General features: G+C 45.8%; 14 protein-coding genes. 11 read left to right on the top strand and 3 right to left on the bottom strand.

Features of this window, described 5'->3' with window-relative positions:
• Nucleotides 1-64 precede the first annotated feature (64 nt).
• The 3 genes from IM753_RS05580 to IM753_RS05570 all read right to left on the bottom strand — a co-directional run bounded on the left by IM753_RS05580 (nt 65) and on the right by IM753_RS05570 (nt 3,764).
• Nucleotides 65-676: a rhomboid family intramembrane serine protease gene (locus IM753_RS05580; RefSeq protein ID WP_065255535.1), complete on the bottom strand. Its 612-nt coding sequence runs from the start codon at nt 674-676 to the stop codon at nt 65-67.
• Between the two features lie 137 nt (nt 677-813).
• Nucleotides 814-3,039 carry an NADP-dependent isocitrate dehydrogenase gene (locus IM753_RS05575; RefSeq protein ID WP_194092505.1) on the bottom strand — a complete coding sequence of 742 codons (2,226 nt, stop codon included), beginning with the start codon at nt 3,037-3,039 and terminating at the stop codon, nt 814-816.
• Between the two features lie 335 nt (nt 3,040-3,374).
• Entirely contained in the window at nt 3,375-3,764 is a 390-nt protein-coding gene (locus IM753_RS05570; protein ID WP_065255427.1) for a CZB domain-containing protein, read from the bottom strand.
• A gap of 381 nt (nt 3,765-4,145) precedes the next feature.
• Here IM753_RS05570 and IM753_RS05565 point away from each other — a divergent pair, with 381 nt between their 5' ends.
• The 11 genes from IM753_RS05565 (at nt 4,146) to IM753_RS05515 (ending at nt 15,181) form a co-directional block, all read left to right on the top strand.
• Nucleotides 4,146-5,333 (top strand): acetate/propionate family kinase, encoded by a 1,188-nt coding sequence (locus IM753_RS05565; RefSeq protein WP_194108848.1) that lies wholly within the window; start codon nt 4,146-4,148, stop codon nt 5,331-5,333.
• Between the two features lie 221 nt (nt 5,334-5,554).
• Nucleotides 5,555-7,015: a phosphate acetyltransferase gene (gene pta, locus IM753_RS05560; protein WP_194108847.1), complete on the top strand. Its 1,461-nt coding sequence runs from the start codon at nt 5,555-5,557 to the stop codon at nt 7,013-7,015.
• 161 nt (nt 7,016-7,176) lie between these two features.
• On the top strand, nt 7,177-7,455 hold the full coding sequence (locus tag IM753_RS05555) for a PspC domain-containing protein (RefSeq protein ID WP_065255425.1): 279 nt from the start codon (nt 7,177-7,179) through the stop codon (nt 7,453-7,455).
• A 131-nt stretch (nt 7,456-7,586) separates the two neighbouring features.
• Nucleotides 7,587-8,627 carry a ParB/RepB/Spo0J family partition protein gene (locus tag IM753_RS05550; protein ID WP_194092502.1) on the top strand — a complete coding sequence of 347 codons (1,041 nt, stop codon included), beginning with the start codon at nt 7,587-7,589 and terminating at the stop codon, nt 8,625-8,627.
• A 34-nt stretch (nt 8,628-8,661) separates the two neighbouring features.
• Nucleotides 8,662-9,342 carry a MotA/TolQ/ExbB proton channel family protein gene (locus tag IM753_RS05545; protein ID WP_194108846.1) on the top strand — a complete coding sequence of 227 codons (681 nt, stop codon included), beginning with the start codon at nt 8,662-8,664 and terminating at the stop codon, nt 9,340-9,342.
• Between the two features lie 18 nt (nt 9,343-9,360).
• Nucleotides 9,361-9,792: a biopolymer transporter ExbD gene (locus IM753_RS05540; RefSeq protein ID WP_062500030.1), complete on the top strand. Its 432-nt coding sequence runs from the start codon at nt 9,361-9,363 to the stop codon at nt 9,790-9,792.
• A gap of 69 nt (nt 9,793-9,861) precedes the next feature.
• Nucleotides 9,862-11,640, top strand: a complete 1,779-nt coding sequence (gene msbA, locus IM753_RS05535) for a lipid A export permease/ATP-binding protein MsbA (RefSeq protein ID WP_065255532.1) — start codon at nt 9,862-9,864, stop codon at nt 11,638-11,640.
• Nucleotides 11,637-12,665, top strand: coding sequence for a tetraacyldisaccharide 4'-kinase (gene lpxK, locus IM753_RS05530; protein WP_065255422.1), 1,029 nt, complete (start codon nt 11,637-11,639; stop codon nt 12,663-12,665). Before msbA ends, lpxK begins: the two co-directional genes overlap by 4 nt.
• Nucleotides 12,662-13,372 (top strand): hypothetical protein, encoded by a 711-nt coding sequence (locus IM753_RS05525; RefSeq protein WP_065255421.1) that lies wholly within the window; start codon nt 12,662-12,664, stop codon nt 13,370-13,372. The genes lpxK and IM753_RS05525 overlap by 4 nt, the downstream gene beginning before the upstream one ends.
• A gap of 20 nt (nt 13,373-13,392) precedes the next feature.
• On the top strand, nt 13,393-14,169 hold the full coding sequence (gene kdsB, locus IM753_RS05520) for a 3-deoxy-manno-octulosonate cytidylyltransferase (RefSeq protein ID WP_065255531.1): 777 nt from the start codon (nt 13,393-13,395) through the stop codon (nt 14,167-14,169).
• A 1-nt stretch (nt 14,170) separates the two neighbouring features.
• Nucleotides 14,171-15,181 (top strand): DNA polymerase III subunit, encoded by a 1,011-nt coding sequence (locus tag IM753_RS05515; RefSeq protein WP_194108845.1) that lies wholly within the window; start codon nt 14,171-14,173, stop codon nt 15,179-15,181.
• Nucleotides 15,182-15,667: the final 486 nt, after the last annotated feature.

Here is a 15,667-nt window from a genome sequence, read left to right as displayed (position 1 = left end):
GTTTTTTAATTAGCCTTTAAGCAAAAACAGACAATGAAAAATTGTCTGTTTTTTTTGTTTTAAATCATCTTAAAAAAGCAGGACTTAACAAAGCATTGATAAAATGTATCACGATGGCAGGCTTGATGATGATGGTGGCAATCACGCCAAATGCCGCCCCCGATAGGTGAGCAAGATGGTTAATCCGTCCTGTACCACGTCTGTCCGCCCAGATGCTATAACTGATATAGCCAATGGCAAAAATAATCGCAGGAATGGGGATAAAGAACAGGTAAATGGTCTGCCACGGGGCTAGTAGAATAAAGGCAAATAACACCGCTGATACACCGCCTGACGCTCCAAGACTGGCAAAGCGGGGGTTGTTTTTGTGGCGGATATAGTCAGGAATGCTAGATGCGATGATGGCAAGAGTGTAAAAGCCCACAAAGCCCAACGCTCCCAACTCATGGATATAAAACCGCGCCATGGTTCGTCCAAAAAAGTATAGGGTAATCATGTTAAACAGCAGGTGCATGCCGTCACCGTGAACAAAACCACTGGTTAAAAAACGGTCGTATTGCTTATGGCGAGTGATGGAGATGGGGTCAAAGACGAGCCTGCCGAGAAACGTTTTGTTTTGCCATGCCATCAGGCTGACAGCAACGGTAATAATGATGATGACGGTGGTGTGATTCATGATAAATGATGATAGATAGAAAATGACAGTCAGTATATCAAATTTGCACAGGGGTGCAACCATCATTACAATTTGCAACAAATAAAAATGCCATCGCTAGGACGGCATTTTTAACATCACGGTTTGATGGGTCTGTTTTAGCCCAATTTGGCGATGATGTCGTTAAAGGTAGCACTTGGACGCATGGCTTTGTCAAGCAACTCACGGTTGGCAAAGTAGTAGCCTTCGGTCTCAACGCCCCCGCCTTGTACGCCGTTTAGCTCGCTCACGATTGTCTCTTCTTGTTCGTTCAATGCTTTGGCAATGGGGGCGAACTCATCGGCTAGGGCTTTGTCGTCTGTTTGCTTGGACAAGGCTTCTGCCCAGTATTTGGCAAGGTAGTAATGACTGCCACGGTTGTCGATAGAGCCCAGTTTACGCTGTGGCGATTTGTCGTTAAGTAGTAGCTCTTCGGTTGCCTTATCTAGGGTGCTGGCAAGCACTTGGGCTTTGGTGTTATTTTCACGCTCAGCTAGGTGTTCAAGTGACACCGCCAATGCCAAAAACTCGCCCAAACTGTCCCAACGCAGGTAGTTTTCTTTGTTAAACTGCTGAACGTGTTTCGGTGCAGAACCACCCGCCCCTGTCTCAAACATGCCGCCCCCATTCATGAGTGGCACGATAGAGAGCATTTTGGCAGACGTGCCAAGCTCTAAGATGGGGAATAGGTCGGTCAGATAATCACGCATGACGTTACCTGTTACGCCAATGGTGTCTTTGCCGTCTTTTAGGCGGGTTAGCGTGAAGTTGGTGGCTTCAACCAATGGCATGATGTGGATGTCTAGCCCATCGGTGTCAAGCTCAGCAAGGTAGGTTTTGACTTTTTTGATAAGCTCGGCATCGTGAGCTCGGTTTTCGTCCAGCCAAAATACCGCAGGCGTGTCGGACAATCTGGCACGTTTTACCGCCAAACCTACCCAGTCCTTGACGGGGGCATCTTTGGTTTGGCACGCACGCCAAATGTCGCCCGCTTCTACGTTGTGTGATAGTAGGACATTGCCATTTTCGTCAATGACTTCTACTTTGCCGTCCGCACTGATTTCAAAAGTTTTGTCGTGCGAGCCGTACTCTTCGGCTTTTTGAGCCATGAGACCCACGTTCGGTACGGTACCCATGGTGGTCGGGTCAAACGCACCGTTTGCTTTACAAAACTCAACGGTGGCATGATATAGCGGAGCATAGGTGCTGTCAGGAATGATGATTTTGGTGTCTTGTTGTTTGCCGTCTTTGTCCCACATCTGACCTGATGCACGTACCATCGCAGGGATGGACGCATCAATAATGATGTCGCTAGGCACATGTAGGTTGGTGATGCCTTTGTCGCTGTCCACCATCGCCACATCAGGGTTGTTGGCGTAGGTCTCATTGATAAGGGCTTCTACGCCTGCTTTGGTGGTGGCATCTAGTTTGTCAAGGTTGGCAAGTAGGTTGCCAAAACCGTTATTAACGTTCACGCCAGCATCAGCCAGCTCTTTGCCATATTTGTCAAACACAGGTTTGAAAAATGACTTAACCGCATGACCGAAGATGATGGGATCAGACACTTTCATCATGGTGGCTTTCATGTGTAGGCTGTATAGCACGCCTTTTTCTTTGGCATCTTTGACTTGCTCGTCCAAGAAAGCGACTAGGGCGTTTTTGCTCATAAAAGTCGCATCTAGGATTTCGCCTGCTTTTAGGGCAAGTGGTTTGCGTAGGTCAGTGCTGTTGCCATCTTTGTCGGTAAAGACAAAACGCACGGTGGTGGCGTTTGGCACAGTTACTGATTTTTCATTGGCAAAAAAGTCGTTACCACTCATGGTGGAGACGTGGGTTTTGCTGTCGGCTGACCACGCACCCATGCTGTGTGGGTATTTTTTGGCAAAGTTTTTGACCGCTTTTGGGGCTCGGCGGTCAGAGTTGCCTTCACGCAGGATGGGGTTTACGGCTGAACCTTTGACACGGTCGTAGCGAGCTTGGATGTCACGCTCTTTGTCGTCTTGGGGTTCGGCAGGATAGTCAGGTACGCCATAGCCATCATCTTGTAACTCTTTGATGGTCGCCAAAAGCTGTGGCATGGATGCTGAGATGTTGGGCAGTTTGATGACGTTGGCGTGTGGCTCGGTCACAAGTTTGCCAAGTTCGGCAAGGGCGTCGGTTTGGCGTTGGTCTTCTTTTAAAAACTCGGGGAATTGAGATAGGATACGGCTTGCCAAAGAGATGTCGCTGGTGGTGATGTCGATGCCTGAGCTTTTGGTAAAGGCTTGGATGATAGGTAGTAGCGAGTGCGTGGCAAGGGCAGGGGCTTCATCGGTATAGGTGTAGACAATGGTCGGTTTTGACATAAAAACTCCGAGTTTGGTGATTGTAAATGCAAGTTCGCTTTGCAAAGGGGAATGTTTTATTTCGGGTCTAATTTTGGGTGCAATCATTCGCATATAACCCAAAACTTGTGCTTATTATGCCATATTTTTACCAATTTTCCTAACTTTTTTGAAAGCCCTGTCCGATGAAAAACGCTTGCTAATGTCAGACTTAGTCCACTTTACGATTTTATAGAGCCTTTTTACGATTTTATAGAGCCTTTTAGCGTACTTTTTAGATTGTCCACAATTTTAAACCACAAGCATCACGTATGTCATGACACTCGTGGTTTTTGGGGATTTATTTAAAAAGCATTTTAAGAGGTGCTGGCATCTTTTTTCAACTGGTGTAATGACAGTGCAATGTCAGTACTGATTTCAGAATATTGTGAACCTGAACCAATCATTTCTTTGGCTTTGTCAAAATTTTTTCTATTGATTTCTTTTGCTACTTTACCGATTTCTTTGTGAAATTCTGCATGTTTTTGTTTGCAGTGGTGATAACTTTCAAGACCAGTCAAGGCGTTTACGTTAGCTTCATCATGAAGCCAAACACCTAAGACACATAAATCATCACGAGACACTTTGGCTTCATCTAAGGTCTCTTCATTACCAATGGCTTCTCTTAATTTTCCTTTCCAGTCTGCATGAGCTTTTAATGCTGCACTAAAATCTAGAGGTTGAATGGTTGTATTGGGATTACTCATGGATAAATGTCCTAATTAAAATAACAAGGTTGATTTGCTTGATTTGTCAATATTTATTAATAAAATTTTACTCAAAGTAAAAAGAATTAACAAACCTTTGTTATTTTATCAAATTAAGGGGGGGGGGTCAATATTCTATGGTTAAAAAATTCTGTTTTGTGTTTACAAATCATGGTCTGCATTTATGCCGTATGGTTGGTGGGATTTATAAAATTGATGGATGACGCTTTTTGGGTGTTGATTTGTGGGAGCGTCCTTTGTCTGTGAGTTTTGCGCTTAGGCTTAATGATAAGCCATGTTTTGGTTGGTTCATGCCTTTTGTCAAAGTTAATTTTGTGTGTTATAATCACCGCCGTATCTTTTTTATTCATAGGAAAATCCATGTCCCTAACCAACCCCACCTTAGTATTAAATTGTGGCTCATCATCCATCAAATATGCCTTGATTGGCGAAGATGGTAACAGTCGTATTGAAGGTCTTGCCGAAGCTTTGGGTAATGCTGATGCTCGCATCAAACACAAAAACCTAGACGGTTCAAAAGTGGAGATTGATATCCCAAATTCAGGGGCTCATACCGAAGCCTTGCAAATCATCTTAGGCGAGCTTATCGCCGAGCATAAGCCTGTGGCGGTAGGTCATCGTGTGGTACACGGTGGCGACAAATTCAAATCAGCAACCGTCATCACCCCAGAAGTGCTAGCAACCATCGAAGAGTTGGCAAGCCTTGCCCCACTTCATAACCCTGCTAACGCGTCTGGTATCAAGGCGATTAACGCCATTTATCCTGACCTGCCCCAAGTGGCGATTTTTGACACGGCATTTCACCAAACCATGCCTGCCCACGCTTACCGCTACGCCATTCCAAAAGAGCTGTACACCGAACACCAAATCCGCCGTTACGGCTTTCATGGCACCTCACACAACTATGTCTCAAACCGTGCCAACACGCTAAGCGGTCAAGATGGCAAAACAGGTTGGCTTGTGGCTCACCTAGGTAACGGTTGTTCAGCAACAGCAGTATACGACGGTCAAAGCCTGGATACATCTATGGGTCTTACCCCGCTAGAAGGTCTGATGATGGGTACTCGCTCAGGCGACATCGACCCAAGCATTCACTTGCATTTGCACCGCACCTTAGGCTTGTCTATCCAAGAGATTGACACGCTTTTGAATAAAAAGAGCGGTCTTTTGGGCGTGTCGGGCGTATCTAATGATATGCGTAACCTAGAACAAGCCGACAAAGAGGGTAATGCTGACGCCACGCTCGCCCTTGATATGTTCGCTTACCGTGTTGCCAAATACTTGCTTAGCTTGACCGCAGGTTTGCCAGTATTGACGGGCATTGCCTTTACAGGTGGTATTGGCGAGAATGGTGCGGACATGCGTGCTAAGATTGTGAGCCACTTAAAGCATTTGGGCGTGCAAATTGACACCGCCAAAAATGCCGAACTGTCTCGTGGGGCGGAGGGTAGTTTCCATGCTGAGGGTTCTGCTGTTGAGCTATGGGTTGTCCCAACCGATGAAGAATTCCAAATCGCCAGCGAATCTCGTGCGGTACTAGGATTGTAATAAAAAGAAAAGCTGGGCTAAGGTCTGGCTTTTCTTAAAATAACCCATGATTTTTTAATACATTATAAAGGCATTGTTAATTGGACGTGTAGGGGCGAATTATATTCGCCCAAGAGTGAATGTTTGACACAGGGCAAATGTATTTTACTCCTACAAATATTATGATTGATGATGCTAAATTAAAAATCTTACTAATACATTGATATCGATAAAGGTAACTTATGAAAACATTATTACTTATCCCCACCACCAGCCAAATCAACATGGAAACTGTGGTTCAAAATGTCGCAAACCTAGTCGGTGGCGAGATTGTCGCCATTCCAAGCCATGATGAGTTGGTGAGTGCCATTAGCGACAACAACCTTGATGACCTACTAGAAACCGTCATCGCCAAGCAGTCCGCCCCTATCAGCGTGGTGGTGGGCGTGCTTGCTGATGAGAGCCGTCCGTATGCCAACCGTGTGAACCGTGAGTTGGGAACAGGTTTTGATGCGGACGTGATTTTGGTGGGCGATAATGACGTGCGTCTGCCTGTGTTTGCGTCTGTGTTTGGCGGTATCAAAGGCGAGCGTATTTGGGGCGTGATTGGCACAGCTGAACTGTCTGGCAAAGTGCAAGTCGTGGCACGCACCGACAAAGGCGGTCATCTGTCTGAGATTGACGGTGGGGCATTTGAAAGCTACAAAACGTCCGAGCGTACCCAAAAATTATCGCCTTATGCGTTTCGTAACCAAGTGGTTCGCCTTGCCCAAAACGCCAAAAAACGTATCGTTCTACCAGAGGGCGATGAGCCACGCACCATTGAAGCGGCGGCGATTTGCCAAAGACGTGGCATTGCCCAGTGCGTGCTGTTGGGCGACCCTGCCAAAATCCGTGCGGTGGCAGACGAGCGTGGTGTTACCTTGCCGGATGACATTGAAATCATCGAGCCGTCCACCGTCATCGAAAAATATGTAGCCCCCATGGTAGAACGCCGTAAGGGTAAACTAGACGAAGCAGGGGCGAGAGAGGCTCTACAAGACACCGTATATCTAGGCACGATGATGTTACAAGTGGGCGATGTGGACGGCTTGGTATCAGGTGCGGTACACACCACGGCAGACACCATTCGCCCAGCGTTCCAGCTTATCAAGACCGCTCCACAGTACAGCCTAGTATCTAGCGTGTTCTTTATGCTACTGCCCGAGCAAGTGGTCGTCTATGGCGACTGTGCGGTGAACCCAAACCCAACCGCCGAGCAACTTGCCGAGATTGCCATCCAGTCCGCCGAGTCCGCCAAAGCGTTTGGTATTGACCCCAAAGTTGCCTTGATTAGCTACTCTACCATGAACTCAGGCTCAGGCCCTGACGTGGATACGGTCAAAGGTGCGTTAGAGATTGTCCGTGAAAAAGCCCCTGAGCTAAAAGTGGACGGACCCTTACAATTTGACGCAGCCTCTGTGCCAAGCGTAGGCAAACAAAAAGCCCCAAATTCAGCGGTGGCAGGCGAAGCCAACGTGTTTATTTTCCCCGATTTGAACACTGGCAACACCACTTATAAAGCCGTGCAACGTACCGCAGGCGTGATTAGTGTAGGGCCTATGCTACAAGGTCTTAACAAGCCTGTTAATGATTTGTCTCGTGGCTGTTTGGTGGATGACATTGTTTATACCATTGCCTTGACAGCGATTCAAGCGGTGTAAATTTGTCTATAATCAATGATAAAAGGGCGGTTTTTTCCGCTCTTTTATTTTATCAATGTAAAGTTTTGCAAAAGGGCATTGTATTTACCCAAAAAAGTATTATTAAAAAAGTGTTATGTTTAAATTGTTTTAATATAAATTTTAAAAGGAAAAGATAGCCCATGACTCATCATGTCAGCCCTAACCATGCCAGACTTACACGCACCAAGCCCAAACTCATCCGCCTACACCGTTCAAAACGTCATCGTCTGATGGCAGGGGTGTTCGGCGGGATTGCCGAATACATGGGGTGGTCGCCTGCGGTACTGCGGTGGCTGTTTGTGTTGTCCATTCCACTGACAGCAACCATTACATTGTTTGGTGGGATTTTGTTTTATCTTATCATGTGGCTTATCATGCCCGAAGCGAGCGGTGAGTCTTGTATTCATAAGTCGTATTAATTTTGAATTTATCCCTTACCCAAAGACAACTTTGGGTATTTTTACGACAAAAAGCACACTTAGCATTTAACATGAGATGTTATTTGTGGTAAAATACCCTGCTATTTTCTGTAACACTGGTGTAAATGGGCATGACAAAAAAGCGTGGGCTTGGCACGAAACGTGGCTTAGAAGCCTTGATGGGTAATATTAAACGAGAAAGAGATTTGACCGCAGAAGCCATCATGCCGACAGCGGAATCTGCCCCTGCCCCCAAGTCAGCCAGTCCCAAAAAAACTGGCATAAAAGCCAATGCCGACAAAAGCACCGCCCAAGTAACCAGTAAATCTGCCAAGACCGCCCAGTCTGAGCCTGCCCAAGATGGTGAGCAGGTCACGCTCATTCAAATCGACCCTGTCAGATTGCAATCAGGTAAATATCAGCCCAGACGAGACATTAAAGAAGAAGCCTTGCAGGAGCTTGCCGAGTCAGTACGTCAGCACGGGGTCATGCAACCCATCGTTATCCGCCCTTTGTTGGATGGCGAGAGTAAGGCGGATGGCATTACCCATGAGATTATCGCAGGTGAGCGACGTTGGCGAGCTGCCAAACTGGCAGGGCTTACCACTATTCCTGCCATTGAGCGTGTGCTGTCTGATGAGGTGGCGATTGCCTTGGCACTCATTGAGAACATTCAGCGTGAAGACTTGACGGTGTTAGAGCAGGCGGCGGCGTTGGAGCGGTTTCATACCGAGTTTGGCATGAGTCATGCGATGATTGCCGATGTCGTGGGTAAGGCACGCACGACCGTGTCCAACCTGCTACGCCTGAATGCGTTGCATGATGAAGTCAAGGCGTTTATGATGGATAATCTGCTTGACATGGGTCATGCCCGCACTTTGCTGTCTTTGTCTAAAGACCAACAGCCCATCATCGCCAAAAAAATCATTCATGCGGACATGACGGTGCGTGAAGCAGAAAAACTGGTCAAGTCTATCTTGCACCCTGAGCCAAAGGCAGTCTCGGTCAATAGTCGTGAAGTCATCGCTCTAAATCAACAGCTCTCGGACGCATTGGGGGCGACGGTCAAGCTAAAACAAGGCAAAGACGGCAAGGGCAGTGTGGAGATATTTTTTCATAGCCATGATGAGCTAAGCGGGCTGATGGCACAGCTTGGCGTGGCAAAGTCTTGATGTTTAACTAATAATTGTAGTAACGGTGTAAATTATGTGGGAGCTTGTTAAAGCAGGCGGTTGGCTGATGTTGCCAATCATCGTGTGTTCTATCGTGGCACTGGTCATCATCATCGAGCGTGGCAAAGTGTTACGCATGGGTTTGCTTGCCCCGAGCGGACTTAGAGAACAGCTGATTAGCCAGTTACGCACCAAAGGTGACATCAATAAAAACACCCTGCTTGCCATCAAAGGCGAGTCGCCACTGGGTGATATTTTGGCAACAGGGCTTTTGTATCGCCAGTATGGGCTAGACAGCATGACCATGCACATGCAAAACCGTGCCAGTGTACAGATTCACACCTTAGAGAAGAACATTAACATGCTCGGTACTATTGGGGCGATTGCACCGCTTTTGGGTCTGTTGGGGACGGTACTCGGTATTATTATCTCATTTTTGGCGGTGACAGACGGTTCTATGCAAGACCCTGCCATGCTCGCAGGCGGCGTCTCTCAGGCTTTGATTACCACCGCAGGCGGTATGTTTGTCGCCATTCCTGCCCTGATGGCGTATCGTTATTTCCAAAGACGCATTGTGGATATTAATGCCAAATTCGAGAGTGAAGCAGGACTACTCATCCAAGAGATGTATGACTATGGGCTGATGAAAGACAGTCCGCAAAAAGAGCCAAGCCAAGCCAGTGAGCCTGTCGCTCATTCCCAACACCAAGAGTAGTCATAGCCGAGTATCGCCATGAGATTTCGTAAACCGACCGTTGAACCTTTGGAAATCAATCTAACCCCCATGATTGATTGCTTGCTCTTTTTGATTGTATTTTTGCTGATGGCGACGACCTTTAACCATTTTAGTCGCATTAACATCGTCCTGCCCGAAGCCGAAGGTGTGGCAGTGACTAACGAAGGCAAACAGATAGAAGTGGCAGTACAAAAAGACGGCACTTATTTGGTTAATGGACTTGCCTTGGGGTCTAGTACCGAAGCTGAGCTGATTAACATGCTCCAAAAAGAAGCAGGCACTGACCGCAAACAACTGTTCGTCATCGCTGCCGATGCCGAAGCGTCACACCAAGCGGTGGTGCGTGTCATGGATGTGGCGGGCAAAATGGGCTTTTTAAACCTAAACATCAGCACCGTTGTTCCAGCACCACAAAGCAGTAGTAAGTAATCGCACGATTTATGCGGTGTGATGTGGTATTTTATGTTAAAATGCCAAAAAACTTTTCTTTTAAAAATCATGTCAAAACCTACCCCCCAAACCAACTTTGACCCCAATGACAAATTGGCGGTCTTTTTGCGTCTGATGTCCTACCTAAAACCCTATTGGTGGGCAGCGATTTTTATGGCGATTGGCATGGTGCTAAGTGCAGGCTCTGAGGTTGCCAGTGCCAAGCTCTTTGAGTTTATTATTGATGCCATTAACAACGATGATGAAAAAGGCAAATTTTGGTTTCCGTTTTTGGTAATTGCTCTGTTTTTCTTTCGGGGGGTTGGGGCGTTTTTGGGGGGATATTATTCGGCGTATATCTCTCGTAACCTTGTCTATCATTTGCGTGTGGCGGTGTTTGAAAAGCTGTTACGCCTGCCGTCCGATTTTTATCTAAAAAACCCTGCCGGCACCATTTCATCCAAACTTATCTTTGACGTGGAGCAAGTTACCGCAGGCAGTAACGAGGCGATTACCACGCTATTAAAAGAGGGTTTGACGGTCATTGCGTTGTTTGGTTATCTGTTTTATAGCAACTGGCGACTTACGCTTGTTTTGATGATAGTCGTACCACCGATTTTTTGGATTATCAAAAAAGTTTCCAAAAAATTCGCCACACTATCGACAGGCATCCAAGAGTCTATGAGTGCGGTCAGTCATATCACCAATGAAGCAGTAGCGGGCTATCAGGTCGTCAAAAACTATGGCGGTCAGGTGTATGAAGCTGATAGATTTAACAAAGCAAGTCTGGATAACCTACAAAAAGGCATGAAAATCACTGTGCTTGCCGCCATCAACTCACCGCTCATTCAGCTACTCATGGCAACAGGTATGTGCTTTGTGGTGTGGTTGTCTCTGCGTCCCGAAGTGCTTGGGGGCATGACGGCAGGGCAGTTTGCATCTTTTCTTATCGCCGCAGGACTGCTTGCCCGTCCTGTCAAAGCCTTGACCGATGTCAATCAAAAACTGCAACGGGGCTTGGCAGGGGGTGCGTCTGTGTTTAAACTGTTAGACACGCCCGAGGAGCGTGATACCGGCACGCTAACCCCTGTCATTCATGGTAATATCCGTTTTGATGATGTGAGCTTGACCTATGATGGTGGCGTGCAAGCGATAAAGGGCTTTAACCTTGACATTAAGGCAGGCGAGACGGTGGCGGTAGTGGGGCGGTCAGGTTCGGGTAAGACGACTCTTGTAAACTTGCTTACTCGCTCACTTACGCCAACATCGGGGCGGATACTGATAGACGGCACGCCCATTGATGAGATTAAATTATCATCACTGCGTGAACAGATTGCCATGGTCAATCAGCAGGTTACGCTGTTTTTGGATACGGTCGCTCACAACATCGCTTATGGGGCGTTATCCGTCAAATCCCGTGATGACATCATCAAGGCAAGCAAATCGGCTTATGCTCATGATTTTATCATGGCGTTGCCAGACGGCTATGACAGCTTTATCGGGTCGGACGGTTTGCAGTTATCGGGCGGGCAACGCCAACGGCTGTCTATCGCACGAGCATTGTTAAAAGACGCACCGATTTTGATATTGGACGAGGCCACATCCGCCCTAGATAACGAAAGCGAATACTATATCCAAAAGGCGTTAGAAACCGTCATGCAAGGGCGTACCACGCTTGTCATCGCTCATCGCTTATCCACCATCCAAAACGCCGACCGTATCATCGTCATGGATAAAGGGCAAATCGTAGAAATGGGTACGCATGACGAGCTATTTGCCAAAGGCGGTATGTATCGTACCATGTACGAGCGTACTTTTGATGAGCAAAGCGAGCCGACCACCCCATGAAAAACCTAGAACTACTCATTACCAAAGCATGGCAAGACAACTCCCCCATGCTAACCACACTCGCCCCCTTGTCTGCCCTGTATGGGGTGGTGGGGCGTGTGCGTAAGTCCTTGTATGATAACGATAAACTTGCCAAATACTACGCCCCCATTCCTGTGATGATTATCGGTAATATCACGGTGGGCGGTAGTGGCAAAACCCCGCTTATCATCGCCCTTGTTAAATATTTACAAGACAAAGGCATAAACGTGGGCGTGATAAGTCGTGGCTATGGACGGGCAGACAGTAGCCCTGCAATGGTTTTTGCCGATAGCACCCCCAAAGACGTGGGCGATGAGCCGTGCCTTATCGTCCAAAGCACAAACGTGCCAATGGCGGTGGGGGCAAATCGTGGTCAAGTCATTGATTTACTTATAAAAAATAATCCAACTCTACAACTCATCATCAGCGATGATGGACTGCAACACTATGCCCTGCACCGAGATGTGGAGTGGATAGTGGTGGACGGCGTGCGTGGGTTCGGTAACGGCAAATTATTCCCACAGGGCTTTTTGCGGGAACCGCTTGACCGCCTAAATGGGGCGACTGTGATTTATCACGATAGCCGAACTGAACGCTATGATGATAGTGCCTTACTAATGCACCTTGCTCCCAGTAAAATCATTCCGCTTTTTCATGATAAATCTGATAAAAATCATATACTTGCACCACAAAAGGTGTATGCCGTCAGTGGTATTGGTTATCCTGCCCGTTTTTTTAAGACCTTGACCGAACTTGGGTTTGATGTGATGGAAAAGCCCTTTGGCGACCATCACGAATTTGTGCTTGATGATTTGATGGATTTAAAGGATTTACCCATCATAACCACAAGCAAAGACGCGGTTAAATTGCGTGAACTTGCCAAACAGCATAACCATACAATTTTTGATAATGTTTGGGTGTTACCTGTGCAAGCGGTGTTATCAGAAAGTGTTTATGGGGAAATGGATAGGGTGCTTAATGAATTGGGTATTGATAAATTATGAAAACAAAAGACATTCATATCATTGGCGATTTAAAGCCATTCACTCATCATCAAATACTGGACATTAAAACACAAATTGGATTTGATTTACCGAGCAGTTATTATGATTTTTTAAATACATTTGGATTTGGTGGTTTCTTTAATGATTTTTTGATATTTGATGAGTATGATACCGATTATTTGAAAAACAATTTTGCAGATATGCTTGATTATTGGGAATGGCAAAATATTGATGTTCAAGATGTTTTAAATGGCTGTAAGATTGCTCATAATATTGATGGCGATGTGGTGTTTATTACCAAAAATCCAGCCATACCATTTGTTGTATTATTAAGAAGTGGTGGATTGCCATTGGTGTTTCATCATTTATCGGACATTTTAGACAATGATATTAAAAATTTTAAATTTCCTTTAATGATTTTTCAAAGTTTTTATGATAGAAAAGATGAATTTATTCAGATAGACTTTGAGAAATTTTTAAAATTAAAATCATCTATTTTAACTTTCATTGAGCAAAAATTACCTGTTCAAAAATTATATGAAATTGATGACAGTCATGTCATTTATGAAATCAAATCTATCGGTGGTGTGATTAAAGTATCTTATTTTGGTCATGTGCATTTTTCATATCAAGATAAATACAACAACCATGCCAAAGCATTGATTGATTTATTTCAAAACAAGTTAGATAATTTGTTATTATGTTAATCTTTAAACGAGAAAAGCCCATGACCGCACCCAAAACCCATATCATTATCCCCGCCCGCTACAAATCCACTCGTCTACCTGCCAAGCCTTTGCTGGATTTGCATGGCAAGCCCATGATTTTATGGACAGCCCAAAAGGCTTTGCAAGCAACCTTTGCCGACAGCGTGTGCGTGGCAACGGACGATGAGCGGATTTTTGCGGTGTGTGAGCAGGCGGGCGTGCCTGTGGTAATGACGGGTGAGCATGCGTCAGGCACGGACAGATTGGGGGAAGTGGCACGGATTTTGGGCTTGGCGGACGATGACATTGTCATCAATATGCAAGGCGATGAACCGCTTGTACCGCCTGTGCTACTAGAACAAGCCAAAAATCTTTTGGTGGAAAATCCTGACTGTGTTATGGCGACATTATGTGAAGTCATTGATAATTATGATGATTTTTATAAAAATTCGGTGGTAAAAGTCGTCCACGCTCGCCAAAATGCCTTGTATTTTAGCCGTAGCCCCATACCGTATGACAGGGACGCTCATTTGGCAGGCGAGCTTGGCAACGCCCCAAAAAACGCCTATCGCCATTTGGGGTTGTATGCCTATCGGGTTAAATTATTAAAAGAATTTGGCACATGGGAGCAGGGCGTGCTTGAACGCTTGGAGAGTCTAGAACAGCTTCGTATTTTAGAAAATGGGCAAAAAATCGCCATAGACATCGCCAAAGTCGCCTTACCGCTTGGGGTGGACACCAAGGACGATTTGGATAGGCTAAATGCCATGCCGATTGATGAGTTTTTGAAGTTCTGATATGAGCGAGCAAGAACAGTTACCTTATTTTGCCCCGTTATTGCCTTGGCAAGCACAGGCGTGGGAGCAGGTGGTTGCTCAGTTTTATGACGGTAAATTACCGCATGGACTGTTGGCGTGTGGCATGGCAGGTATTGGCAAGCGTGAATTTGTGTGGCGATTGGTGGCGTGGCTACTGTGCCAAAATAAGAGCGAGCAGGGGGCGTGTGGGGCGTGCGATAGCTGTCATTGGCTCATGGCGGGGACGCACCCCGATGTCATGGTGTTACCGTCTGAGAGCCTGCCTACGTCCGATGAGAGCGAACGCTCGTCCATTAAGATTGATGATGTGCGAGCCTTGCAGGAGTATAGCCACGTCAAAGGGCATGGCGTTCGGCTTATCGTGCTGGATAATGCCGAGACGCTCACGATTGGGGCGAGCAATGCCCTGCTAAAAACCTTAGAAGAGCCACGGGCAGGCGTGCATTTGATACTCATCAGCGATAACCCTGCCAAGCTCATGCCTACGATAAAAAGCCGTGTGCAAGCCCTACCGCTTGGGGCTGTTGCTCATGATGTGGCGTTGGCTTATGTGGGTGGGCAGTTGGGCGATGAGAGCCTTGCTAGCCTTGCTTTGACGCTTGCGGACGGGGCGGTGTTAAAGGCGGTGGATTTGCCAAAGTCGGTATGGTTTGACAAACGCACCTTATGGCTCAAAACATGGCTTACCCTAAGGCATGGCGAGCGGTCGGCGGTGAGTGCAAGCGACTATTGGCAGGGCGTGATGAATTTTGCTGATTTTGTGGTTTTGACACGGCTTATGCTGATGGACGTGGTGCGTGTGGGGCTTGGGCTTGATAGTATTCATACGGATATGGACGTGGCAGGGCTGATAAATGGGGCGGACAATCTGAGTCTTGATAAGGTGGAGAATTTTTTAGCAAGCCTTGATGACATGGCGGTCGCAGTCGGGCAAAACGTGCAGGACAAAATGGCGTATGATGAGCTGTTTTGTCGCTTGGTGGCGTTGTGATGTTTGATTTTGGTTTCTTGCGACATTACAAGTCCAAATATGGTCAATACCAAAACTGTGTTTTTTACTTTGCAAAAGGTTATTTAAATAGATATTATCATTTATTATCATTTATTATCATTTATTATCATTTAAAGGAAATAAACATGCTCCAAAAAGCCATAAAAAATACCTAAAACCAGAGCATTATGATATCATCAAGAAAATTTATGGATATGATTTTGATGATAATAAAGAAGGATTGATTGATGAAGATGAATTTATAAAAATTTTACATGAGCATATCGGCTTTGAAGGATTATTGACAAGTTTTGATTGTCGGTAAATTATTTAATATTAAAAATTGGTATGATTAAGATGTTTTTTTAATAAAAATTGTTTAAGTGATATATTATTTTTATAAAGTTTATAAAAGATATCAACTTTCTTATAAGAATATATTTGTCTTACTTTTTAAAATTCCATTTTAATGATAAAATAAATTTC

It is taken from the genome of Moraxella sp. K127 (assembly GCF_015223095.1).
Lineage (GTDB): Bacteria > Pseudomonadota > Gammaproteobacteria > Pseudomonadales > Moraxellaceae > Moraxella.
The sequence above is the reverse complement of the archived record's forward strand: the minus strand, read 5'-3'. Positions and strand labels throughout refer to the sequence as shown.

What these genes read in the sequence shown, in the direction of transcription:
- IM753_RS05580 (WP_065255535.1), bottom strand. Translation starts at nt 676, where the DNA reads ATGAATCACACCACCGTCATCATCATTATTACCGTTGCTGTCAGCCTG.
- IM753_RS05575 (WP_194092505.1), bottom strand. Translation starts at nt 3,039, where the DNA reads ATGTCAAAACCGACCATTGTCTACACCTATACCGATGAAGCCCCTGCC.
- IM753_RS05570 (WP_065255427.1), bottom strand. Translation starts at nt 3,764, where the DNA reads ATGAGTAATCCCAATACAACCATTCAACCTCTAGATTTTAGTGCAGCA.
- IM753_RS05565 (WP_194108848.1), top strand. Translation starts at nt 4,146, where the DNA reads ATGTCCCTAACCAACCCCACCTTAGTATTAAATTGTGGCTCATCATCC.
- pta (WP_194108847.1), top strand. Translation starts at nt 5,555, where the DNA reads ATGAAAACATTATTACTTATCCCCACCACCAGCCAAATCAACATGGAA.
- IM753_RS05555 (WP_065255425.1), top strand. Translation starts at nt 7,177, where the DNA reads ATGACTCATCATGTCAGCCCTAACCATGCCAGACTTACACGCACCAAG.
- IM753_RS05550 (WP_194092502.1), top strand. Translation starts at nt 7,587, where the DNA reads ATGACAAAAAAGCGTGGGCTTGGCACGAAACGTGGCTTAGAAGCCTTG.
- IM753_RS05545 (WP_194108846.1), top strand. Translation starts at nt 8,662, where the DNA reads ATGTGGGAGCTTGTTAAAGCAGGCGGTTGGCTGATGTTGCCAATCATC.
- IM753_RS05540 (WP_062500030.1), top strand. Translation starts at nt 9,361, where the DNA reads ATGAGATTTCGTAAACCGACCGTTGAACCTTTGGAAATCAATCTAACC.
- msbA (WP_065255532.1), top strand. Translation starts at nt 9,862, where the DNA reads ATGTCAAAACCTACCCCCCAAACCAACTTTGACCCCAATGACAAATTG.
- lpxK (WP_065255422.1), top strand. Translation starts at nt 11,637, where the DNA reads ATGAAAAACCTAGAACTACTCATTACCAAAGCATGGCAAGACAACTCC.
- IM753_RS05525 (WP_065255421.1), top strand. Translation starts at nt 12,662, where the DNA reads ATGAAAACAAAAGACATTCATATCATTGGCGATTTAAAGCCATTCACT.
- kdsB (WP_065255531.1), top strand. Translation starts at nt 13,393, where the DNA reads ATGACCGCACCCAAAACCCATATCATTATCCCCGCCCGCTACAAATCC.
- IM753_RS05515 (WP_194108845.1), top strand. Translation starts at nt 14,171, where the DNA reads ATGAGCGAGCAAGAACAGTTACCTTATTTTGCCCCGTTATTGCCTTGG.